The following is a 22,459-nucleotide window of genomic DNA, read 5'->3' on the forward strand; positions in this document are numbered from 1 at the left end:
CCGTTCGTCCATGTCCAAGCGTTCGTCTTCAAGGGAAACACGGCTGATCTGGGTCAGCGTGTTGTCGCTTCTGAGTTTTCTGTTGCTGTGGGAAGGCCTGTGCCGCGCTGGCGCGGTCGATCCCATCTTCCTGCCCGCGCCGTCCCAGGTCCTGGCGCGGGCGCTATCGCTGTCTGACCAGGGCACGCTGTTCTACAACGTGCTGGCCTCCACGCGCCGCGTGATGGTGGGCTTTCTGGCGGCGGTTGCCGTGGCCATTCCGCTGGGCATCCTGCTGGGCACCTCCAAGGTGGCGCGGGCGGTGTTCGACCCCATCATTTCCTTCCTGCGCCCGCTGCCATCCATGAGCTGGATACCGCTGTCGCTGCTGTGGTTCGGCATCACCGAAACGCAGAAGTACAGCATTGTGTTCATGGGGTCGTTCGTGCCGGCGCTGCTGTATGTGATGGAAGCGTCGCGCAGCATCGACCCGGTGCTGGTGCGGGCGGCACGCAATCTGGGCGCCAACCGCTGGCAGGTCATGCGCGAGGTGCTGTTCCCTGGCTGCCTGCCGCAGATCCTGTCAGGCATGAAGATCATCCTGGGCCTGTCCTGGACCTGTGTGATTTCAGCCGAGCTGGTGGCGTCCAAGGAAGGCCTGGGTTTCATGATCATGAACGGCAAGGAATTCTTCCAGACCGACACCGTGGTGCTGGGCATGGTCCTGATCAGCTTCACCGTGTTGGTGACCGATCTGTGTTTGCGGCTTCTTGAACGATGGGTGCTGGCATGGCAACGATGAACGATACGATGATCCAGTTGTCCGGCGTGTCGAAAAGCTATGGCGACGTTGCCGTGCTGGACCGCGTGGACCTGGAGGTCAAGCGCGGCGAATTCCTGGTGCTGCTGGGCGCGTCCGGCTGCGGCAAGTCCACGTTGCTGAACCTGATGGCGGGCTTCATCACGCCCAATACCGGCACCATCGCCATCAACGGCCGCACCGTCACCGACGTGACGGCAGCCTGCGGCATGGTGTTCCAGCAGTACGCATTGTTTCCCTGGCGCACGGTGCAGGAAAACGTGGAATTCGGCTTGAAGATGCGCGGCATGTCCAAGCAGGAACGCGCGCCCATCGCCCGCAAGTACATCGAGATGGTGGGCTTGAAGGCGGCGGCCGAAAAGTACCCGCATGCGTTGTCGGGCGGCATGAAGCAGCGGGTGTCGATTGCGCGCGTGCTGGCCAATGATCCGGACGTGATGTTGTTCGACGAACCCTTTGCCGCGCTGGACGCCATGACGCGCCAGGTGTTGCAGGACCAGTTGCTGTCGATCTACGAGCAAAGCGGCAAGACGATCGTCTTCATCACGCACTCGATCGACGAAGCCCTGACCTTGTCCACGCGCATGGCCGTGATGGGTTCCAAGCCCGGCCGCATCGTGCAAGACATCCACAACGACCTGCCGCATCCACGCAGCGCGGACGTGCAGCTGTCACCGCGTTTTGTGGAGCTGAAGCGGTCCATCTGGGAGCGTGTGCAGGAAGAAGTCACGCGCAGCATGGAACTGGCAAGCGAATAGGATTACGGGCTCTTGCGTATCACGCCAACCGTGATGTCGAAGCTGGGAATCTTGTGCCATTGGTCGCGTGGATAGCTTGGCGTCTCCACGCCCATCCCGATCTCGTAGGCCACGCCGTCCGGCCCACCCTTCCAGAAAAAGGGCTTGCCGCTGCTCCATCCGCAACAGACGAATGTCAGTGGGGGCATGCCGAACGCCTGGCCCAGATAGGCTTCCATCGCCACGGCGTCGGCACCGCTGACGCGGTAGCGGGCATCCATGGGTTGGATGTAGGAATCATCGTCCTGCTCGCAGCCCAGGTATTGAACATAGTCCGGTTTCTTGCCCAGGGTCTGAAGGAAATCCTGGCATGGCGTATCAGGGCGGGCCAGGCCAGCGGCGCGGCCATGCGCTTGCCAGTCGGCCAGGGATTGGGCTGGGGTCTGTGCTGGGGTCTGGGCTGGGGTCTGGGCTGGGGATTGGGCCGGGCTCAACGCCTCTGCGCGTGCCGTGCCCGCCAACACCAAAAGATACCAGGGCAGCAGCACCGCGCTGCCCAAGCGCGACATCAGATTCATGGCTGACTCGATTGTTGCTGCCACGGGCCCGTGCTGCGCCCTTCTTCGGCCAGGAATTCCACCAGCGTCGGCAGGGAAGCATCCATGGGCCGGTTGGCGTGGATGCGCATGACGTAGCCCCACGATCCCGGCATCCGCAACTGCGGCATCAACGCCACCAGCCGTCCGCTGGCCAGGTCTTCATCGATCAAGGGCGCCCGGCCCAACGCAATGCCGACGCCGGCCGCCGCCGCGGCCACGACGGTGCTTAGTCCGCTCAGCACCATGGGCTCTTGCCCGTCCGATTCGGCCAGGCCCAGCCGTGGGCGCCAGGTCCGCCAATCGGTCTCGGGGCTATCGATGTGCTTTTCCTCCAGCCAGCGATGGCGCAGGAACACACGCGGGTCGCCACGATCCGCCTCGGCGATCAGCGTGGGGCTGCACACGGGCACGACGGTTTCGGTCATCAGGGGAATGTCGCCATGCGCGGCCAGGTGCGGCCCGTGCGCGCGCACATGCAGAAAGGCCAGATCAATGTCCTGACTCTTCCAGGCGGGGTCTTGGCTGGCATGCAGGTACACCTGCACGCCAATGTCGGGATGCAGTTCGATGAAGCGGCCGATGCGCGGCGCCAGCCACAAAGCGGCCAGCGACGGATTGGCCGACACGTTCAGTGTGTAGCGCCGGCGGCCGCGTGCCGTGGCCCTTGCATGGCGGCAGGCGGTCTCCAAAAGGGTCAAGGCCTGTTGTACGGAAGCCAGCAAATCCGCCCCCGCTTCGGTGGTTTCGGCGCGGCGCACGGTGCCGCCGCGCCGCAGCAGCGAAACCCCCAGGTCGGTTTCCAGCGCGCGCAGCTGATGGCTCACGGCGCTCTTGGTCACGTGTAATTCCACGGCGGCGCGGCTCAGGCTGCCCAACCGGGCAACGGCTTCAAAGGCACGCAAGGCGGCCAGCGGTGGTGTATGGTTGGGGAGATCGGCCATGGGTTGAGTTTATCTCAACCCATGATTGAAAAACTATCGCTTTCGTAGGGCGTGCGGATCAGTGACCATGCAAGTTCTGGATGGAGCATTGATATGTATTTCGACTCTCGATTGTGGCAGTTGACCGCGGGGCTGCGTGCCAGCATGGCGGGCGGCATCTTCCTGGGCCTGCTGGCCCTGGCGGCAGGCATTGCCCGCTACGTTTTCCTGGGCCAGTTGCTGGCCCGCGTGTTCGACGGCGCCCCCTGGCAGGACTGGCTCGCCCCCGCCCTGTGCGTCGGGGCGATGGTGCTGCTGCGCGCGCTCTTCGATCACTGGCGCACGGTGCAGGCCAACCGCACGTCCGCCGCCATCCAGCAAACGCTGCGCGGCAAACTGTATGACCGCATCGTGGCGTTGGGACCGGCCTGGTTCGCCAACCAGCGCACCGGCGGCGTCATGTTGACGGTGGTGGACGGCGTTGAGCAATTGCAGACCTTCTTTGGCCAATATCTGCCACAGGTCGCGATCGCAGCCGCGGCGCCCTTCGCCATTTTTGCCGTGATCGCGTTTTGGGACGTGCCCACCGCGCTGGTCTTCCTTGTCGCGGCACTGTTCGCGCTGTTCGGCCCGATGGCGGTACACATGCTGGACCGCCGCGCCAGCCAGGCGCGCACCCGTTCGCTGAACGCCTTCGGTGAAGATTTCCTGGACGCGGTGCAAGGCCTGCCCACCCTGAAATCCTATGGCCAGGGCAAGGCCTGGGGCCGCCGGCTGGCCGCCAAGGCCCGCAGCCTGTCGGACAACACGTTCTGGGTGCTGTCGGTGAGCCTGTTGACGCGCGGCATCAGCGACCTGGGTGTGGCATTGGGCGCGGCGCTGGCCTTGACGTTGGGCGCCTGGCGCGTGGCATCGGGCGACATGAGCGTCGAAGCGCTGCTGATCGTGCTGATGGCGGGTACCGAGATCTTCCGCCCGCTGCGCGACCTGCGCTCGGTGTTGCATCGCGGCATGCTGGGCCAATCGGCGGCAGTCAGCATCCATGCCTTGATGGATGCGCAACCGTTGACGCCGGCCCCGGACGCACGCGCCTCGGGGGCCGCGCCTGCCCGCTTGTCCCCGACCATCGAATTCGACAACGTGGCGTTCTCCTACACGCCCGAACGCCCCGCCCATCAAGGCCTGGCGTTCCGCATCGCGGCGGGTGAACGGGTCGGCATCGTGGGCCCCAGCGGCGCTGGCAAGTCCACCATCGTGCGCCTGCTGCTACGCGAATGCGTGCCGCAATCGGGCAGCATCCGGGTGGGTGGCCATGACGTCAATACGCTGGACACGCAGACCCTGCTGTCGCACATCGCGCTGGTCAGCCAGGACATCACGCTGTTCCACGGCACCATCGACGACAACCTGCGGTTGGGCCGCCCTGACGCCACCCACGAACAGGTGCGCGCCGCCGCCCGCGCCGCCAATATCGACGATTTCATCATGGCATTGCCGGATGGCTACGCCACCCGCATCGGTGAACGCGGCCTGCAATTGTCGGGCGGCCAGCGCCAGCGCGTGGCGATTGCCCGCGCGTTGTTGCGCGACGCGCCGATCTTGATCCTGGACGAAGCGCTGTCCTCCGTCGACACCGAAAACGAGGCCCTGATCCAGCAGGCGCTGGACCGCCTGATGGCGGGCCGCACAACGCTGATCCTGGCCCATCGGCTGGCCAGCGTGATTGGCGCCGACCGCAGTTTGGTGCTGGACCAGGGCCGGGTCGTTGAAGCTGGACCGCACGCGGAACTGATGGCCGGGCGCGGCCTGTACTACCGTCTGATGCATGAGCAGGCCGCCGCCCATCAGAACCCGTCGGCCAGCTCATCCGCGCCGGCCCAGGCAAGCACGGCAAGCGCGCCCCCACAAGACGCGCCGCAAGCGGCGTCCGACGCCAAGCAAGGCCCGGCACTGCGGTCGCTGGACGACGACGCCGAACAAGTGGGCTGGCGTGCCACCCTGGGCACGCTGCTGTCCGTCGTGCGCCCATGGCGCGGCACCCTGACCGCCACCATCTTGCTGGGCGTGGCGCGCGTGGCCGCGTTCATCGGCGTGGGCGTCTTCAGCGCACTGATCGTGGCTGCGATCCGTGATGGCAAGGATGTTTCCGGCCTGATCGTGGGCCTGCTGATTGCCGCCCCCCTGGCCGCGCTGTTCCACTGGCTGGAATCGTGGCTGGCCCATGCGATGGCCTACCAACTGCTGGCCGACATGCGGGTCAAGCTTTACGACAAGCTGGAGCGCCTGGCGCCCGCCTATCTGCTGCAACGCCGTTCTGGCGATCTGGTGGCGCTGGCGACGCAAGACGTGGAAATGGTGGAGTACTTCTACGCGCACACCATCGCGCCCGCCATCGTGTCGGTGCTGGTGCCGTTGTCGGTGCTGGGTTTCCTGGGCGTGTATAGCTGGCCCGTGGCGCTGGCACTGCTGCCCTTCCTGGCCTATGCGCTGGTCTCGCCGGTGCGTGGCCGCCGCCACGTCGATGCCCTGGGCGACAAAGCCCGCCACGCCTTGGGCGAAATGAGCGCCCACACCACCGACACCATTCAGGGTCTGGCCGACCTGACTGCTTTCCAGGCCACTGGCCGCCGCCGCGATCAGTTCCTGAAAGTGGCCGACCAATACCGCATCCGCCGCCTGGACATCCTGCGCGACCTGTCCCGGCAAACGGCCTGGTTTGAAGTGGCGATGGGCTTGGGTGGGCTGGCCGTCGCTGTCGTCGGCGCCTTGCAGGTATCGGCCGGTGCGCTGTCAGCCAGCATGCTGCCGCTGCTGGTGCTGATTGCCCTGGCCACCTTCCTGCCCGTGTCCGAGATCTCGCAAGTCAGCCGCCAACTGGCCGACACCATCGCGGCCACGCGCCGCCTGCATGTCGTCGCCAACGAACCCGAGCCCGTGATCGACGGCCCGCTGGCGCCGCCCGTGGCCACGCACGGCCTGTCGCTGGCGTTTGAACACGTCAGCTTTGCCTACCCGGGCAAGCAGGAAGACACCTTGAAGGACCTGAGCTTCAAGGCGCCTGCGGGCACGACGGTGGCGGTGGTGGGCGCCTCCGGCGCTGGCAAGAGCACGGTCGCCAGCCTGTTGCTGCGCTTTTGGGATCCCCGCCTGGGCGTGGTGAAGCTGGATGGCGTGGACGTGCGCCAGCTGCAACTGGACGGCTTGCGCGAACGTGTGGCCTTGGTCACGCAGGACACGTATCTGTTCAACGACACGCTGGAAGGCAATATCCGGTTGGCGCGTCCCGAAGCCACGCCCGAGGAACTGGCCCGCGCGCTGGATCAGGCGGCGCTGACGGACTTCGTGAAAACACTACCCGAAGGGCTGGCGACGCCAGTTGGCGAACGCGGCATGCAGTTGTCGGGCGGCCAGCGCCAGCGCATCTCGATCGCGCGGGCCTTTCTGAAGAACGCACCCGTGCTGATTCTGGACGAGGCGACCTCGCACCTGGACACCTTGTCCGAAATGCAGGTGCGGGGCGCGCTGGATACGTTGATGCGCCACCGCACCACGCTGGTGATCGCGCATCGGCTGTCCACCATCCGTGACGCCGACCTGATCCTGGTGCTGGAACACGGCACCCTGGCGGAGTCCGGCACGCACGACCAGTTGCTGAGAAAGCAAGGGGCCTATGCGCGCCTGGCCAGCCACCAGGGTGGCTACGCGGTCAATAGCGCAGCGTCTCTACCGACTTAGCGTTGGCGCGCACTTCGGCATCCGTGAACCAGACCCGCTTGTTGCCGAACTGGTTGTACAGGTCGAACTGGTCGCGGGTGTGAACGGACGCGGTGCCATCCGGGGCGACAAAACCGCTCTGCCCCGGCGCCACCACGTCCACCGCGCGCACGCCCTTGCCGTCGAACACCGTCATGTTGTTTTCGGTGCCGCGGTTCTGCGTGGCCGGATAGCTGAGCACGGCTTTGTCGTCCGCCTGCGGCACGCCCAGGAAGTTCTTGGGCGCGAACACCATCGGTGGCGCTGGAATGCGCCATGACGCGGGGTCCTGCCCATACGCCTTCTGCAAGGTCGCCAGCGCCTCGTCCAGCGCAGCCAGGCTGACGGCTTCCGGACGCTGCCCGTTGAAGAAATCGTATTGCTGCGGCACCCCGGCGTCCTTGCCAGCCAAGGCGTTGAACAATGCCTTGACGCCCACCGTCAGATTCACCGACCCCGTGGCGGGCGCGGCCGGCGTCGGGTAGCCCGTGGCGCTATACCACTTGAAGAAATCGGCGGGCATCTCGTCGGCCAGGGTCGCCTTCAACATGGCGCGCAGCCAGGCATCCATCACGGCCGGGCCGGCGTTGTCGTAGTAGCCCGACTGCTTGTCGCTGGTGCCCATGCCATCCCAGGATGCCAGCCCCGCGACCAGGCGCGCACGCGCATCGTCAGCCGGCAAGCCGGCCACCGCGCGTTGCAGGAACGGCAGAAAGTGGCGGCGGTTGACGTCGGCATAGCTGGTGGTGCGGATCAAGTCCCACATCTGCTGCGCACTGACCTTGCCGCCGTTGGCGGTCATCGCCTTCAGCCGCGTTTCGATCTCGGCGTAGCGATCGGCCTGGCCCCAGACGATGGCGAACAGGTCGGTCGAGGGATAGCCGCGCATGGGCTGGTTGTTCCAGTTGGCGATGAAGCCCTGGCGCGGGTTGTAGACCTGCGGATTGGTCGAGAACGGCAGCATGCCATCCCAATCCATTTCGCCGGTGCCGGGCACGGGCAGGCGCGGGTCGTGGCCAGGCTTGCGCTTGGGATAGAAGCCCGTGTGGGCATAGCCAATGTTGCCGCGATCATCGGCGTAGTACCAATTGATCGTCAGCGCATGGCGCGCGGCCTGCTGCTTCCATTGATCCCAGTTGCGCGACTGCGCCTTGTGCGTCCAGGCCATCAGCGATTGCAGCTCGTAGCCTTCCCAGGCGCGCGCCTTGGCGTAGGCCACGTGCTGCGTATCGTCGAACTTGGTGACGATGCCGTGCACCGTGCGATAGACGTCCATCAGGATGGGGGCTGCGCCCTTGACCTGGATAAGCTCGGTGCGCTTTTCCATCGTCTTCCATTCGCCATTGTGGAAGTACCGGGTGCGGTCGGCAGGGTCGAGCTTTTCGGCATAGATATCCACGTCGTCGCCAAAACCCGCGGTCGACCCCCAGGTCACGTGCGCGTTGTGGCCAAACAGGATGCTGGGATAGGCGAAGGGCGTATTGCCCACCACATCGAAGCCCGCGCCGTGCAGGCCGATGCCGTAGGTGTAGGCCGGGTTCCACCAGCCGAACTGCGGCCCGTTCAACAGGATGGAGCGCGCGTCCTTGGCATGATCTCGGCCCACGATCCACATATTGCTGGTGGTGGGAAAGCCTGCGATGCCGGGCTGGCCCGATTCCGCGAACTGAGCCAGCAGGCGCGCAGGCGCGGCGGCGGGCGCTTCATCCAGCACGCCGCGCGTTTGCGGGTCGCGCGCCACGCGCTCCAGCATGGGCGGCGTGCCGTCATAGCGCGGCAATGCGTAGGACAGTTTGGCCGGCGGATGCGCTGCGTCAGGCTGACCGGGCTGGTAGACCCCCTCTTCCTCGGGCACGGTCGTCGGCGCACGACTGTCGGTCATCCAGCGCAACTGGTTGAAGATCTGCATGGCGCGCGCATCGCCGTGCTTGTCCTTCAACGCAGTCAGCAGCGCCAGATTGTCGATCTCGCTGTTGGCGTCCGAAAAGCGGTTGGCCATGGTGCCCACGAACACCATCGCCACATCGTAGGGCGTCCAGTCGGACGGCTGGAACTGCAAGTCGTTGAATTCCTTCGGCATCAGGCTGCCGGGCTTGGCGCGCACTTGCGCGATCCAGGCGTTCATGCCGGCCGCGTAGCCGTCCAGGATCTGACGCTCGGAAGCCGGCAGCGCAGCCAATTGACGCTGGATGCGTTCGGGCGAGAAGTTGCCACGAATCGATTTGTCGAACGCCACCATTTTCTCGCCCAGCACTTCGGCCACGCGGCCCTGCGTGCTGCGGCGTGCCATCTCCATCTGGAACAGGCGGTCTTGCGCGACGGCATACCCATAGCCATAGAAAATGCCGTACACCGTGTTGGCATACACATGGGGCATGCCGTAATCGTCGCGGCGGATGGTCACTTGCCCACCTGCCGGCCGCAAGGCGCGGGCCTCGTCACCTTGAGGCGCGGCGGCGGCCGAGGAAGGTTGCGCGTGGACGGGGCCCACGCCCGCGCAGGCCGCCAGAATGGCGGCCAACAACAAATGCTGCTTCATGTGAATCTGTCTCCGAATTTATAGGCCGCGTCGCGATGCGAGTCTCGGACGCGGGGCGCGGCGCCTCTTGCGGGCACCGTCTTCGACCCATCATACGAATCGCCAAACTATAATTCCAATGCATTTATTTCATAGATTTAATGCGGTGGACACATGGATTTCCAGAAACTCAAACACTTGCTGGCGGTGGTCGAACACGGCACGTTTTCACGCGCGGCGGAAAAGGTGAATTTGTCGCAGCCCGCGCTCAGCCGCAGCATCCAGGCGCTGGAAGCGGAACTTGGCCTGCCGCTGCTGGACCGTGGCACGCGCAGCGTCCGCCTGACGCCATATGGCGCGTGCGTCGCGGAACGCGCCCGCCGCATGCGCTTCGAGGCGGCCGAACTGCTGCGCGAACTGAAGACACTGCATAGCGGCGAATCGGGCACGCTGACCATCGGCCTGAGCCCCGCGCCCGCGTCCCTGCTGCTGTCGCCCTTCCTGGCCCACATGGCCGCCAATCATCCCCATGTGCGCGTCGATGTCGAACTGGGCGCCACGGCAATGTTGCTGGACATGCTGCGCGGAGAACGCATCGACGCGATGGTCTGCGACGCCCGCATGTTGTATGACGCCGCCGATATCGAGACCCGCCCGCTCTCACCGTTGCGCGCCGGCATGGTGTGCCGCAAGGATCATCCCATCCTGGCGCACAAGCGCGTCGGCATCGAGCAGATCCGGCAGTACCCGGTCGCCTCCAGCACGCTCAGCCCCGAGGTATCGCTGCGCCTGGCCGAAACCCTGGGCCCGGGCGGCGCACCTGAATTGATGGTGACGACGCGCTGTGAAAACCTGGAGCCGCTGGTGAACCTGGCGCGGCATACCGACACGCTGCTGCTGGGCGTGATCTGCGTGACCCGCCGTGAACAGGAAGCGGGTTGGTTGGTGGAAGTGCCGATTCCGCCCGACCCGCAGCGCCAGGGCCACTATGTACTGGCCCGTCTGGCCGGCCGCACGCCGTTGACGGCGCAGGACGCGCTATATGCGTTCACCCAACAATGCTGGACGGAGTTCGCGGCATTCCGCCCCCGTTGAAAAAAACCCACACCGGCCGCGGCTGATGCGCGCGCCCGTTGATTCGCCTACATCACTTCTATAGAATCAGCAATACGGGCCTTTGCCCATTTCCTTTTTCGTCCACTCAAATCACCGACAGGGAGGCTGCATGATGATTCACCCCATGCCCAACGCCATCCCGCGCGTGTCCCCGCGACGCCATTAAGTCGTCGCCCGCGCGGAGCCATCGCTAGACCGTTACCTAGCGACTGGTCCTCCGTGCCTGCTCACAACCTCTGAACGCAGTCGCCGGTGCCCATGGGCACTTGGCTTGTCATCCCCTCTTTCCTCACAAGGACATCCTGGCGTGTCTTGTGCCGCCAGGCCATTGTTATGGCTAGAAAAAAAATAGATTTTCGAGGACAGGCTTTCAAAGACGTCCTGGGCTTTACCTTCCGGCATTGGGGCTTGCAGCCCTGGCGCACCCTGGTCATCGTGCTGCTGGCGCTGTTGTCGGCCGTGGCGGATGTGCTGACACCGATGTACGCCGGCCGCCTGGTCGACGCCGTGGCTTCCGGATCCAGCGGCAACGAACTGGCCTGGAGCGCTGCCATCACCGCCTTCTGGCTGCTGGTGGCGCTGGGCGTGGGCGGCACCTTGCTGCGCCAGGCCGTGTTCCAGAACATCATCACCTTCACGTTGAAGATGATGAACGGCATGGTGTCGCACGCCTTCTACCGCGTGCAGCGCTTTTCCACCGACTGGCACGCCAACAGCTTCGCCGGGTCGACCGTGCGCAAGATCACGCGCGGCATGTGGGCCGTGGACATCTTGAATGACACGTTGCTGGTGGCGCTCTTGCCATCAATCGTGATGCTGGTGGGCGCCACGGCCTTGCTGGGCGCGCACTGGCCGCTGATGGGGCTGGTGGTGGGCCTGGGTTCGGTGCTGTACATCGCCGTCACCGCCGCCTTGTCGCTGGGCTTCGTGGCGCCCGCCGCGCGCCTGGGCAATGCCTGGGACACGCGCATGGGCGGTGCGCTGGCAGACGCCGTGAGCTGCAACGCGGTGGTCAAGGCATTCGGCGCTGAATCGCGCGAGGAAGCGCGCCTGGACCGCGTGGTCAGCAAGTGGCGGCACCGCACGCGCCGCACCTGGGTCCGCGCCACATTGAACGGCGGCATCCAGGGCGCGATGCTGGTGGCGATGCAAGCCGCCATCCTGGGCGCGTCGCTGCTGCTGTGGTCGCGCAACCAGGCCAGCGTGGGCGACATCACCTTCACGTTGACGATGTTCTTCATGTTGCAAGGCTATCTGCGCGACGTGGGCATGCACATCCGGAATCTGCAACGCTCGGTCAACGACATGGAAGAACTGGTGGCGATGGAACGGCAACCCCTGGGGGTGGCCGACCGCGCGGGCGCCGGCCCGATCCACATCACGGCGGGTGAAATCCGCTTTGAGGACGTGACGTTCCGCTATGGCTCGCACAACACGGCGTTATACGACAAATTCTCCGCGCGCATCGCGCCGGGCGAGCGCGTCGGGCTGGTGGGGCATTCGGGCTCGGGCAAGACCACGTTCATCAAGCTGATCCAGCGCCTGTATGACGTCAATGACGGCCGCATCACCATCGACGGGCAGGACATCGCCCAGGTGAAGCAGGCGTCGCTGCGTAGCCAGATCGCCATCGTGCAGCAGGATCCGGTGCTGTTCCACCGCACCCTGGCGGAGAACATCGCCTATGCCCGTCCCGGCGCCACGCAAGCCGAGATCGAGCAGGCCGCCCGGCTGGCCAGCGCGCATGATTTCATCATGACGCTGCCCAAGGGCTACGACACGCTGGTGGGCGAGCGCGGCGTGAAGCTGTCGGGTGGCGAACGCCAGCGCGTGGCGATTGCCCGGGCCTTCCTGGCGGATTCGCCCATCCTGATCCTGGACGAAGCCACCTCCAGCCTGGACAGTGAAAGCGAAGTGCTGATCCAGCAAGCGATGGATCGCCTGATGGAAGGCCGCACCACCTTGGTGGTGGCGCACCGCCTGTCGACCGTGCGTGCGCTGGACCGTCTGCTGGTGATGGACCATGGCCGCATCATTGAAGAAGGCAGCCACGATGCGTTGATCCGCCTGAAGGGCGGTCTGTACCGGCGCCTGTTCGAGCGCCAGGCCCTGGAATTGACCAAGGGCTTGACGGCCGCCGAGCTACTGCAAGACGGCGCCACGCCGCCGCCCGCCAAGGAGGAAGACGTGGACGAAGGCAGCTACGCTTTCGGCAAGTGACCCAACGCGCCCCGCCTCAGGCGGGGCGCTGGGCGAACGTCAGGCGCAGGCCGAAACCGATCAGCGCGGTGCCGAAAACCAGGCTTTGCACTTTTTGCGCACGGGGGTTGGCCGACATCCAGCGGCCCACTGCCCCGCCTGCCAGCGCGCAGGCAACGTCGAACGCCAACCCCAGGCCAACCAGAATCACCCCCAACACCGCGAATTGCTGGCCGATCGGCCCATGGGCCGGCGACACGAATTGCGGCAACAGCACCGAGCAGAACAGCAAAGCCTTGGGGTTGAGCACGTTGGTCAGCACCCCACTCAGCAACGCCCCGCCCAGGCCCGGCCCGCGCGGCGCGTCCTGGCCAGAGGGGTCGACGGTAACGGGTCCGGCGCGCAGCAAGCGCACGCCCAGCCACACCAGATAGCACCCCCCCACCGTGCGCGCGGCGTCGAACGCCCAGGGATGAGTCTTGAACAAGGCTGCCAACCCCAACGCCGCCAATGTCACATGCGCGGCACGCGCGATGGCCAGCCCGACCGCAACCGCCAGGGCCTGGCCGCGCCCCCGCAACACGCCCGTCTCCAGCAACAGGATCATGTCCGGCCCGGGCACCACATACACAATCAACAAGGCCCCAAGAAACATCGCCATATCGGCCATAACCGCGCTCCCACGCATGCTGTGAAGGCGAACATTCTAGGAAAATCCAGCTGGCATGTGCTTGCGATTCATGCCAACCCGATTACTATGATTGGCATATTCGACTTCTCTTTAAATCAATTTTCTTAATTCATGCCAAAACACGACCTGGACGCTTACGACCGGCGAATTCTTGAGGCCTTGCAGCAGAACGGCCGCCTGACCAATGTGGAGCTTGCCGCACAGATTGGCCTGTCGCCTTCGCCCTGCCTGCGCCGCGTGCGCATGCTGGAAGACGCCGGCGTGATCCAGGGCTACGAGGCCCGGTTGGCCCCTGACGAAGTGGGCCTGGGCTTGACGGTGTTTGTCGGCGTCAAGGTGGAGCGGCACCACGAGCGCGACGCCGAGCAGTTCCGCAAGGAAGTCAGCGCGCTGCCCGAAGTGATTGCCGCGCATCTGGTCTCCGGCGAATCCGACTTCCTGCTGCAAGTGGTGGTGCCGGACCTGCGCGGTTATGAACGCTTCTTGCTGGGTACGCTGCTGAAGCTGCCGGGCGTGAAGGATATCCGCAGCAACTTCGCCATCCAGACGATCAAGCCCCAAAGCCCGCTGCCGCTGGACCATCTGGGCAAGTAGCGCTCGTGGTCCCTAGGACATGGCTGCCGCCGCCCGGTCCACGGCCGCCGAACGCCGTTCAAAGCGCGCCTGCGACATCGCCAGGTAGCGCTGGACCACCGCCGGCTCGGAAGTCGTCGGCGTGCCGCCCGGAAACGGCGGCTTGGGGTCGTATTCGATCTGCAACTGGATCAACTTGGCAACGTCGTCACCGCATAGCGCCGCCACCACCTTCAAGCCCATGTCGATGCCCGACGTGACACCGCCCGCCGTGTAGAGGTTGCCGTCCACGCACATGCGTTCGTCGCTGGGGATCGCGCCAAAGCGCGACAGCAGTTCACGCGCCCGCCAATGGCTGGACGCGCGCTTGCCGCGCAAGAGACCTGCCGCCCCAAGCAACAGCGACCCGGTGCAAATGCCGAACACGTATTGCGCGTCCAGGCCCTGCCGCCGCGTGAACGCCACCCAATCGGGGTCAACAATGGCATCATCCGTGCCCGGCCCGCCAGGCACGACCAGCAGATCGCATGCGGGCGCGGATTCCAGCGTCTGCGTGGGGACGAATTGCAGTCCGCGATCGCACCGTACCGGATCGCGCGTTTTTGCGACAAAATCCACGGTGAAGCCCGGCGCGTTCGCCAGGACTTCATAGGGGCCGGTCATATCCAATTGGGTCAACCCGTCGAACAAGAGAAAATTCACATGCATGACGATGCTCCTTCAAGAACGCCAGCGTCCAGCATAGGCGGACGCGCCCGATCCATTGCGCCACAACAGGCCGAAAGTGCGCCACAACGCATTTTGTTCGTGCTGTTCGACGGATTCCAGCCCCTGGATCTGGCCGGCCCCTGGCAGGCGTTCAGTTCGGCCAACGAGGAAGCCGGCAAGGCGCTTTACCAATTGCGCACGATTGCCGCCACGCCGGTTATCAGCACCTGGGAACAGGGGTTGCGCATGCAGGTCGACACCACCTTTGAAGAGGATGGCGATGCGCCGGTGGACATGCTGCTGGTGCCCGGCGGCCCCGGCGTGGACCGCGCCAGCGCCCATGCGGAAACCCGGGCGTGGCTGCGCCGCCGCGACGCCGGGACCCCGCGCACTTGCAGCGTCTGTACCGGTGCTTTCGTACTGGCCGCGGCGGATCTGCTGAACGGCCGCGCCGTCACCACCCATTGGCGATCGGCCGATCGGTTACGCCTGATGTATCCCGCCCTGCGCGTGCAGGACGACCGCATCTTCGTGGAAAGCGGCAAGTACTGGACCTCGGCCGGCGTGACTGCCGGCATCGATCTGGCCCTGGCCTTGATCGAACGCGATCACGGCGCCACGCTGTCGCAACAGGTGGCACGCCGGCTCGTCGTGTTCATGCGCCGCGACGGCGACCAGCGCCAGTACAGCCAGACGCTGCGCCTGCAAGACCGCGTGGCCGCGCCGTTCCGCGATCTGGTCGAGAAGATCGAGGCCCGGCTGTCGGCGCGTTGGTCGGTGGACGACATGGCGGATGCCTGCCATATGTCGCGCCGCACCTTCCAACGCAAATTCGCAGCGCATTTCGGCGTGCCGCCCACCGAAGTATTGCGGCGTCTGCGTGAAGAACGCGCCAGCGCGCTGCAAAGCGCCGGCAGGATGTCCCGCAAGACGGTGGAACAACACGTGGGACCGCTACACAAAAGGCCGGCCCCCTGACATGCCGATCATCGACAGCCTCTAGCCGGCCAGGCCCACGGACATGCCGCCGCACACATACAGCAACTGCCCGGTGATGAAGCCGGCGCGCTTGTCCAGGAACATCGCGACGCTGTGCGCCACCTCGTCCGGCTTCCCTACCCGGCCCACGGGGATGGACGCTTCCAACGCCAGCGTCTTGGGCTGCCCCGGCGGATTCGACTGATTGAACAATTCAGTCGCGATCGGCCCTGGCGACACGGTGTTCACCGTGATCCCATCGGCGGCCAGCTCCAGCGCCCAGGTGCGCGTCATGCCGGCCAGCCCCGCCTTGGATGCCCCGTAGACCGAACGCCCCCCCTTGCCCAAGGCCGCGCGGCTGCCGATGTTGACCACGCGCCCATAGCCCGCCTGCCGCATGCCCGGCAGCAGTGCCTGCATCAGCAGCACGGGTGCGGTGATGTTCAGGGCCATCGTGCGCTGCAAGTCCGCTTCGGACACGTCTTCGATATTGGCGACCTGGATCATCCCCGCGTTGTTGACCAGGTGCAGCACGGGCAATTCGGCCGCCAGCTCGCGCGCGGCCGAACGGGTCGCCTGCGCATCACCCAGGTCCACCGAACGGAAGGTCTCGCCGGGCAGGATCTCGTCGGGCGCCCGGCGGCTGAAATTGACGACCTGATAGCCGTCCGTGAGCAGACGCGCCACGATGGCGCGTCCTATGCCCCGGCTACCGCCGGTGACGAGAGCGATGGGAGCGTTCATTGCGCAGTGATTCCTTTGTCTTTGATGAGTCCGCCCCATTTCTTGCGCTCGTCGCGCTCGAAGGCGGCCAGGTCGTCACCGAAAAGCGTACCGGGTTTGGCGCCCATCGTGGCGAAGTTGGTGGCGATGACCTGGCTTTGCAAGCCGCTGCGGGCGGCATCGATCAGTTGCTTGACCACCGGGGCCGGCGTATTGCGCGGCGCGTACAGGGCGAACCATGCCGTCACGTCAAACCCGGGCAAACCGGATTCGGCGACCGTGGGCAGGTTCGGCACCGACGGATCACGCTGGGCCGACGTGACCGCCACGCCGCGCACCAGATGGCCGTCCTTGATCTGCGCCAGGGCGCCCGGCAGGTTGTCGAACAGCAAGTCCACCTGCCCGCCCGCCACGGCCGGCAACGATGCGGACGTGCCTTTGAACGGCACATGCAGCATGGTCACGCCGGACATCGCCTCGAAATACGCCCCCGTCAAGTGGACGGACGAGCCGATGCCCGGCGAAGCGTAGGTCAGCTTCTTGTCCGGCGACTGCTTGGCAGCCTTGATGACGTCGGCCACCGTCTTGTAGGGTGACTTGGCGCTGACCGCGATCACGTTCGGCGTGGTGGATACCAGCGCGATCGGCACCAGGTCGCGTTCGGGGTCGAACGCCATGTTGCTGTAGAGGAACTGGTTGATGGTCTGCGTGCCGATCGTGCCCAGGCCCAGCGTATAGCCGTCCGCCTTCGCGCGAGCCACGTAGGCCATGCCGATGTTGCCGCCCGCGCCGGGCTTGTTTTCCACCAGGACGGTCTGCTTCAGGCCGGGTTGCAGCGCGTTGGCGATGGCGCGGCCGAAGATGTCGGCGCCCCCACCCGGCGGGTACGGCACGACAACGGTGACGGGGTGGTCGGGATAGCCGGCGGCATGGGCCACGGGTAAGGCCAGTACTGCCAGGGTGGCGGCGGCCAGGCAACGCCACCCGGCGCGCGGGTGCACGAATTGCATCATGGATTTGTCTCCTATCGAACCCGCTGGTTGCGGGTTTCTTCTTAAGGCGTGTGGATACTCAAAGTACGTAAATACGTACTATAGTTATAAAAACACAGAAAACCGAAAGGAGACAAGCAAATGAAACGCTGGACGCAACGCCCCGAAGGATCCACCTGGGGCGACTTCGGGCCGGACGACGAGCTAGGCAGGCTGAACCTGCTGACGGAAGAAAAAGTGTTGCAGGCGGTGCGCGAAGTGCGCGCGGGCAAGGTGTTCTGCCTGTCGCTTCCGCTGGATCTGCCGGGCGGCAACGTGCTGAATCCGCGGCGCCACGCCCCCACGCTCAAACCCACTTTTCGCGAAGGCACGCCCTACCTGAACTTTGCGATGTCGCAGGTGCAGCCTGAAGCGATCGACGTGCTGTCAGACGACCAGGTCACGCTGTCCATGCAGTACTCCACGCAATGGGATGGCCTGTGCCACGTGGGCGCGCTGTTCGACATTCAGGGCGATGGCGAAGCCCGCCGCGTCTACTACAACGGCTTTGCCGCCGGGGTGGATGTGTTCGGCGGCGCCGACCCCGACACGTCCGGCAACGCCTGCTGCCCGCCTGGCGGCTCTTACGCGCGCAAACTCAGTGTCAGCCGCTATGCCGAAAAAGGCATGCAGGGCCGTGGCGTGCTGGTGGATCTGGCGCGTGCGTTCGGACCCGGCCGCACGCTGGTGGGCCATGCCCAACTGCAAGCCGCCATGCGCGAACAGAAGGTGGAACTGGAGCCGGGCGACATGCTGGTGCTGCGCACCGGTTTCGCGGAAAGCCTTGTCGCCATGAATGGCCAACCCGACCCGCACGCGCTTGAGCAGACCGGCGCCGTGCTGGATGGCGCCGATACCGCGTTGCTGGACTGGATCACCACCAGCGGCGTGGCCGCCATCTGCGCGGACAACTACGCGGTGGAGTCCTATCCCGCGCGTACCTCCGGGCCGGGCCATTCGATCCTGCCGCTGCATCACCATTGCCTGTTCAAACTGGGGGTGCCGCTGGCAGAGCTCTGGTATCTGAAGGATCTGGCGGATTGGTTGCACGCGCAGGGACGCAACCGCTTCCTGCTGACCGCGCCCCCCTTGAGGATGCCCGGCGCGGTGGGCTCCCCCGTTACCCCCATCGCCACGGTGTAAGCCATGACCTTGGCCCTATCGACTTTCAGCGGCCACCTGGACGCGCTGGCCGCCCGCCAACCCGATGCCACCCTGCTGATCGACCAGGATCAGCGCATCAGCGCGGCGCAACTACGGTCGCAAAGCCGGGCGCTGGCCGCCGGCTTGGCCCGCATCGGCGTGCGGCCGGGCCATCGCGTGGCCGTCTGGCTGCCCAATTGCGCGGCATGGGTGGAATCCTTTCTGGCCTGCGCGCACTTGGGCGCGCTGGTGCTGGCCGTCAACACCCGCTTTCGCGCGCTGGAAGCGGCCGACATCCTGGGCCGAGGACAGGCGGACTGGCTGCTGTTCCGGCCCGGTTTCAAGGGCATCGACTTCCAGGGCATCCTGGATGGCGTCGCGCCCGAACACCTGACGCGCCTGCAAGGCGTGGTCGCGCTGACCGAGGCGGATGAACCGTCCGCCACATCCATCCAGGGCAAGCCGGCCTACCGCTATGCCGACCTGCTGGCCGAGGCTTCCCCTGCGCCCGCCGCGCATGCCAACGCGGGCGTATTGTGTTTCACCACATCGGGCACCACCTCCAAACCCAAATTCGTGTTGCACGACCAGCAGACATTGCTGCGCCACGGCGCGGCGGTGGCCCAGGCCTATGGCTATGACGACAGCAGTTGCGTGCTGGCCAGCGCGCCCTTCTGCGGCGCATTCGGCTTTGCCACGCTGGTCGGGGGCCTGGCGCAAGGCGTGCCGGTGGTCTGCGCGCCCGTCTTCAATGCGGCGCAGTCGGCCGATGCCATCGCCCGCTACGCCGTCACGCATACCTATGCCAACAACGAGGCGCTGGTGGGCATGATGCAAGCCGCGCCCGCGGACGCTTTCGCCTCGGCGCGATTGTTCGGTTTCGCCAGCTTCACGCCCGCGCTGGACAACATGCTGGATCTGGCCCGCGAGGCCGGCGTGCCGCTGACAGGCCTGTACGGTTCCAGCGAACTGATCGCCCTGGTGGCAGGCCAACCGCGGGATCCCGCCGAAGGCGACGTCTCGGCGCAACACCTGCCCGGCGGCACCCTGGTCTACCCCGAGGCCCGCGTACGCGCCCGCGATCCCGCAACCGGCCAGGTGCTGCCGCACGGCCAGTCCGGCGAAATCGAAATCCTGTCGCCCAGCCTGATGCAGGGCTATCTGGACAACCCCGACGCCACCCGTGGGGCCACCACGGAAGATGGCTATTTCAAGACGGGCGATCTGGGCTACACGCTGACCCCGCGCCAGTTCGTATTCCAGACGCGCATGGGCGATTCGCTCCGCTTGTCCGGCTTTCTGGTGAATCCAGTCGAGATCGAGCAATTGATCGAAACCCTGCCCGGCGTGCGGGCCTGCCAGGTGGTGGGCGCCACCCGCCACGGCAAGACGGTGCCCTACGCCTTCGTGCTGCTGCAACCCGGCGCCACGGCCGACGCCACAGGCTGGACCGCCGCTTGCAAGGCAGCGATGGCCGGCTTCAAGGTGCCTGCGGGCTTTACCGCGCTGGACGCCTTTCCTTCCGTGGAAAGCGCCAACTCGGTCAAGATCCAGAAGCATCGGCTGCGTGAGATGGCGGAGGCTATGCTCTCGGACTCCGCCACCACGCCCTCGACACCCTGACCATGCCCGCCCGCAAGCTTTTCTCGCGCAGCCCCCAACCGCTTTATCTGCAAGCGGCGGCGCTGTTCCGCAGCCATATCCAGAACCGCACCTGGCGGCCGGGCCAACAGATCCCGCCGTTGGAATCGCTGATGGAAACCTATGGCATCTCGCGGGCGACCATCCGCCAGGCCTTCGGGCTGCTGGAGCAAGACGGGCTGATTCGGCGTTCGCGCGGATCGGGCACCTTCGTCAACGCTGAACTGCCAGAAACGCCGACGCTGCTGATTCCCAAGACCTGGGCCGAAACCGTGGAACTGAGCAATCAGCTGGGCACGGTGTCGCTGGTGGAGTCCAGCGCCGATTCTCCCCTGCCGGACACGCTGGGCATGCCGTGCGAGGCCGACCGCGGCGGGCTGTTCCAGTATCTGCGGCGCGTTCACACCACCGACGCCGGGCCGTTCTGCTATAGCGAGGTCTTCCTGGAAAGCGGCCTGTTCCGCAAGCACCGGGCGCGCATCCAGAAAAGCACGGTCGCGCCCGTGTTGGACCAGTTCTACGGCGCCCGCATCACGGAAGCGCGCCAAGTGCTGAATGTGATCGAAGCAGGCCAGGAATCCGCCGAATCCTTGCAGATTCCCGTGTCCTCGCCGGTTGCCGAGCTGCGCCGCTATGCCTGCATCGACGGTCGCGTGGTGTATTTCGCGCGGCTGGAATTCCCCTTCCGCAAGGTGCGGATGGAATTCGATCTACTGACCCAACGTTAATGGCCAGGCCACCGAGCCCGGCAGATCAAGGAGCCCAACCCGCCACGACACCACTTTAGCGGCCAGACCCCACACAGAGCGCGGCAGCACGCCATCCAAGCGCCAGCAGTTTCAGACAGATCCGGCACAAGAGGAGACAAACCATGGCTAACGCCAACATGCCCCGGATTTCATCGCATTGCCGCAGCACGCTTACCCGTTTTTTCGCCATCACCGCCATCGCCGCAGCCGCGGCGGCCACCGTCCATGCGCAGGCGCAACCCGCCGCCATCTCGGATGACGTCGTCCGGCTGGGCCTGATCCTGGACATGAGCGGCGTCTACGCCGACGTCACCGGCAAGGGCAGCGCCGTCGCCGCCGAAATGGCGATTGCCGACTTTGGCGGCACGGTGTTGGGCAAGAAGGTCGACCTGATGGTGGTGGATCATCAGAACAAGGCCGACATCGCCGCCGCCAAGGCGCGCGAATGGTACGACACCCAAAAGATGGACGCGATCATGGACGTGGCGGGGTCGGCGCCCGCGCTGGCCGTGTTGGAAGTGGCCCGCGAAAAGAAGAAGATCGTGGTCTTCAGCGGCCCCGGCACCGAACGCATCACCAACGATCTGTGCTCGCCCTATTCCGTGCACTACACCTATGACACCTGGTCTCTGGCCAACACCACGGCGCGTGCCACCGTCGAAAAAGGCGGCAAGACCTGGTACTTCCTGACGGCCGACTATGCGTTTGGCCACACCCTCCAAGCCTCGGCCACCGAGGTGGTCAAGGCCAACGGCGGCACGGTGCTGGGCGCCTCGCGCCATCCGTTGGGGTCAAGCGACTTCGCGTCCTATTTGCTGCAAGCCCAATCCAGCAAGGCCCAGATTGTCGGCCTGGCCAACGCGGGCGGCGATACGGTCAACGCGATCAAGGCCGCCAATGAATTCGGGCTGACCAAGGGCGGCCAGAAGATGGCCGGGTTGCTCTTGTATATCAACGACATCCACGCCATCGGCCTGGAAGCCGCCGCAGGGCTGACCCTGACCGAAGGTTTCTACTGGGACATGAATGACCAGACCCGCGCCTGGTCGCAGCGCTACTACGACAAGCTGAAGAAGATGCCCAACATGAGCCAGGCGGGCACCTATTCGTCGGTGATGCATTACTTGAAGGCCGTGCAAACGGCCGGCACCGATGAACCCACGGCCGTCATGAAGCAGATGAAGGCCATGCCCATCAACGACTTCTTCGCCACCAACGGCCGCATTCGCGAAGATGGCCGCATGGTGCACGACATGTACCTGTTTGAAGTCAAACAGCCGTCTGAATCCAAACGGCCGTGGGACTACTACAAACTGGTCGCGACGTTGCCAGGGGATCAGGCGTTCATGCCCTTGTCCAAGTCCACCTGCCCGCTGGTGAAGAAGTAGCCGCGCCCTGCCTCGACTAGCCGCGCAGCACGCGGTCCAGTTCCAGCACCGACTGGTACAGGACCCGGGTGCCGTCCAGCAACTGCGCGGGCTCTATCCATTCCTCGGGGCAGTGGCTGCGGCCATTCAGGCAGGGGATGAAGATCATGCCGATGGGGCCGGTGGGCGCCATGTACACGGCGTCATGGCCCGC

General features: G+C 65.4%; 19 protein-coding genes. 11 read left to right on the top strand and 8 right to left on the bottom strand.

What is annotated here, in order from left to right:
- Positions 1-10: 10 nt before the first annotated feature.
- Positions 11-781: an ABC transporter permease gene (locus tag HV753_RS06675; protein ID WP_175173589.1), complete on the top strand. Its 771-nt coding sequence runs from the start codon at positions 11-13 to the stop codon at positions 779-781.
- Positions 769-1,557: an ABC transporter ATP-binding protein gene (locus tag HV753_RS06680; protein WP_175173590.1), complete on the top strand. Its 789-nt coding sequence runs from the start codon at positions 769-771 to the stop codon at positions 1,555-1,557. The genes HV753_RS06675 and HV753_RS06680 overlap by 13 nt, the downstream gene beginning before the upstream one ends.
- Before the next feature lie 2 nt (positions 1,558-1,559).
- Here HV753_RS06680 and HV753_RS06685 read toward each other — a convergent pair whose 3' ends face one another.
- Positions 1,560-2,114: a DUF4952 domain-containing protein gene (locus HV753_RS06685; RefSeq protein WP_217481438.1), complete on the bottom strand. Its 555-nt coding sequence runs from the start codon at positions 2,112-2,114 to the stop codon at positions 1,560-1,562.
- Positions 2,111-3,076, bottom strand: a complete 966-nt coding sequence (locus tag HV753_RS06690; protein ID WP_175173591.1) for a LysR substrate-binding domain-containing protein — start codon at positions 3,074-3,076, stop codon at positions 2,111-2,113. Before HV753_RS06690 ends, HV753_RS06685 begins: the two co-directional genes overlap by 4 nt.
- 93 nt (positions 3,077-3,169) lie before the next feature.
- Between HV753_RS06690 and cydC the strand changes: the two genes are divergently transcribed.
- The gene (gene cydC, locus HV753_RS06695) at positions 3,170-6,790 is read left to right on the top strand and encodes a thiol reductant ABC exporter subunit CydC (RefSeq protein WP_175173592.1); all 3,621 of its coding nucleotides are present in this window, start codon (positions 3,170-3,172) and stop codon (positions 6,788-6,790) included.
- On the opposite strand, the gene HV753_RS06700 is transcribed toward cydC, so the two are convergent.
- Positions 6,762-9,347, bottom strand: coding sequence for a penicillin G acylase (locus HV753_RS06700; RefSeq protein WP_175173593.1), 2,586 nt, complete (start codon positions 9,345-9,347; stop codon positions 6,762-6,764). The two genes, cydC and HV753_RS06700, sit on opposite strands and share 29 nt — an antisense overlap.
- Before the next feature lie 153 nt (positions 9,348-9,500).
- Here HV753_RS06700 and HV753_RS06705 point away from each other — a divergent pair, with 153 nt between their 5' ends.
- Together HV753_RS06705 and HV753_RS06710 are read left to right on the top strand one after the other, a co-directional pair.
- Positions 9,501-10,421: a LysR family transcriptional regulator gene (locus HV753_RS06705; RefSeq protein WP_175173594.1), complete on the top strand. Its 921-nt coding sequence runs from the start codon at positions 9,501-9,503 to the stop codon at positions 10,419-10,421.
- Between the two features lie 354 nt (positions 10,422-10,775).
- Positions 10,776-12,662, top strand: a complete 1,887-nt coding sequence (locus HV753_RS06710; RefSeq protein WP_175173595.1) for an ABC transporter ATP-binding protein — start codon at positions 10,776-10,778, stop codon at positions 12,660-12,662.
- Positions 12,663-12,678: 16 nt separating this feature from the next.
- On the opposite strand, the gene HV753_RS06715 is transcribed toward HV753_RS06710, so the two are convergent.
- Positions 12,679-13,311, bottom strand: coding sequence for a LysE family translocator (locus HV753_RS06715; protein WP_175173596.1), 633 nt, complete (start codon positions 13,309-13,311; stop codon positions 12,679-12,681).
- A 132-nt stretch (positions 13,312-13,443) separates the two neighbouring features.
- Here HV753_RS06715 and HV753_RS06720 point away from each other — a divergent pair, with 132 nt between their 5' ends.
- Entirely contained in the window at positions 13,444-13,926 is a 483-nt protein-coding gene (locus tag HV753_RS06720; protein WP_175173597.1) for an Lrp/AsnC family transcriptional regulator, read from the top strand.
- 12 nt (positions 13,927-13,938) lie between these two features.
- Here HV753_RS06720 and HV753_RS06725 read toward each other — a convergent pair whose 3' ends face one another.
- On the bottom strand, positions 13,939-14,613 hold the full coding sequence (locus HV753_RS06725) for a DJ-1/PfpI family protein (RefSeq protein WP_175173598.1): 675 nt from the start codon (positions 14,611-14,613) through the stop codon (positions 13,939-13,941).
- 90 nt (positions 14,614-14,703) lie between these two features.
- On the opposite strand from HV753_RS06725, the gene HV753_RS06730 reads away from it, so the two are divergent.
- The gene (locus HV753_RS06730) at positions 14,704-15,591 is read left to right on the top strand and encodes a GlxA family transcriptional regulator (protein ID WP_175173712.1); all 888 of its coding nucleotides are present in this window, start codon (positions 14,704-14,706) and stop codon (positions 15,589-15,591) included.
- 21 nt (positions 15,592-15,612) lie between these two features.
- Here the strand turns inward: HV753_RS06730 and HV753_RS06735 are convergent, their stop codons facing one another.
- Positions 15,613-16,335, bottom strand: a complete 723-nt coding sequence (locus tag HV753_RS06735) for an SDR family oxidoreductase (protein ID WP_175173599.1) — start codon at positions 16,333-16,335, stop codon at positions 15,613-15,615.
- Entirely contained in the window at positions 16,332-17,327 is a 996-nt protein-coding gene (locus HV753_RS06740) for a Bug family tripartite tricarboxylate transporter substrate binding protein (protein WP_175173600.1), read from the bottom strand. The genes HV753_RS06735 and HV753_RS06740 overlap by 4 nt, the downstream gene beginning before the upstream one ends.
- 120 nt (positions 17,328-17,447) lie before the next feature.
- On the opposite strand from HV753_RS06740, the gene HV753_RS06745 reads away from it, so the two are divergent.
- From HV753_RS06745 to HV753_RS06760, 4 genes are all read left to right on the top strand, one after another.
- On the top strand, positions 17,448-18,488 hold the full coding sequence (locus tag HV753_RS06745) for a cyclase family protein (RefSeq protein WP_175173601.1): 1,041 nt from the start codon (positions 17,448-17,450) through the stop codon (positions 18,486-18,488).
- Between the two features lie 3 nt (positions 18,489-18,491).
- Positions 18,492-20,111, top strand: a complete 1,620-nt coding sequence (locus HV753_RS06750; RefSeq protein WP_175173602.1) for an AMP-binding protein — start codon at positions 18,492-18,494, stop codon at positions 20,109-20,111.
- Between the two features lie 2 nt (positions 20,112-20,113).
- Positions 20,114-20,857 (top strand): GntR family transcriptional regulator, encoded by a 744-nt coding sequence (locus tag HV753_RS06755; protein ID WP_175173603.1) that lies wholly within the window; start codon positions 20,114-20,116, stop codon positions 20,855-20,857.
- 143 nt (positions 20,858-21,000) lie between these two features.
- The gene (locus HV753_RS06760; protein ID WP_175173604.1) at positions 21,001-22,266 is read left to right on the top strand and encodes an ABC transporter substrate-binding protein; all 1,266 of its coding nucleotides are present in this window, start codon (positions 21,001-21,003) and stop codon (positions 22,264-22,266) included.
- A gap of 16 nt (positions 22,267-22,282) precedes the next feature.
- Here the strand turns inward: HV753_RS06760 and HV753_RS06765 are convergent.
- Positions 22,283-22,459 (bottom strand): M20/M25/M40 family metallo-hydrolase (locus HV753_RS06765; RefSeq protein WP_175173605.1); only part of this gene is annotated, 177 nt, incomplete at its 5' end.

This window comes from Achromobacter pestifer (assembly GCF_902859625.1).
GTDB lineage: Bacteria > Pseudomonadota > Gammaproteobacteria > Burkholderiales > Burkholderiaceae_B > Achromobacter > Achromobacter pestifer.

Coding starts and splice junctions, on each gene's coding strand:
- HV753_RS06675 (WP_175173589.1), top strand. CDS start 11: ATGTCCAAGCGTTCGTCTTCAAGGGAAACACGGCTGATCTGGGTCAGC.
- HV753_RS06680 (WP_175173590.1), top strand. CDS start 769: ATGGCAACGATGAACGATACGATGATCCAGTTGTCCGGCGTGTCGAAA.
- HV753_RS06685 (WP_217481438.1), bottom strand. CDS start 2,114: ATGAATCTGATGTCGCGCTTGGGCAGCGCGGTGCTGCTGCCCTGGTAT.
- HV753_RS06690 (WP_175173591.1), bottom strand. CDS start 3,076: ATGGCCGATCTCCCCAACCATACACCACCGCTGGCCGCCTTGCGTGCC.
- cydC (WP_175173592.1), top strand. CDS start 3,170: ATGTATTTCGACTCTCGATTGTGGCAGTTGACCGCGGGGCTGCGTGCC.
- HV753_RS06700 (WP_175173593.1), bottom strand. CDS start 9,347: ATGAAGCAGCATTTGTTGTTGGCCGCCATTCTGGCGGCCTGCGCGGGC.
- HV753_RS06705 (WP_175173594.1), top strand. CDS start 9,501: ATGGATTTCCAGAAACTCAAACACTTGCTGGCGGTGGTCGAACACGGC.
- HV753_RS06710 (WP_175173595.1), top strand. CDS start 10,776: ATGGCTAGAAAAAAAATAGATTTTCGAGGACAGGCTTTCAAAGACGTC.
- HV753_RS06715 (WP_175173596.1), bottom strand. CDS start 13,311: ATGGCCGATATGGCGATGTTTCTTGGGGCCTTGTTGATTGTGTATGTG.
- HV753_RS06720 (WP_175173597.1), top strand. CDS start 13,444: ATGCCAAAACACGACCTGGACGCTTACGACCGGCGAATTCTTGAGGCC.
- HV753_RS06725 (WP_175173598.1), bottom strand. CDS start 14,613: ATGCATGTGAATTTTCTCTTGTTCGACGGGTTGACCCAATTGGATATG.
- HV753_RS06735 (WP_175173599.1), bottom strand. CDS start 16,335: ATGAACGCTCCCATCGCTCTCGTCACCGGCGGTAGCCGGGGCATAGGA.
- HV753_RS06740 (WP_175173600.1), bottom strand. CDS start 17,327: ATGATGCAATTCGTGCACCCGCGCGCCGGGTGGCGTTGCCTGGCCGCC.
- HV753_RS06745 (WP_175173601.1), top strand. CDS start 17,448: ATGAAACGCTGGACGCAACGCCCCGAAGGATCCACCTGGGGCGACTTC.
- HV753_RS06750 (WP_175173602.1), top strand. CDS start 18,492: ATGACCTTGGCCCTATCGACTTTCAGCGGCCACCTGGACGCGCTGGCC.
- HV753_RS06755 (WP_175173603.1), top strand. CDS start 20,114: ATGCCCGCCCGCAAGCTTTTCTCGCGCAGCCCCCAACCGCTTTATCTG.
- HV753_RS06760 (WP_175173604.1), top strand. CDS start 21,001: ATGGCTAACGCCAACATGCCCCGGATTTCATCGCATTGCCGCAGCACG.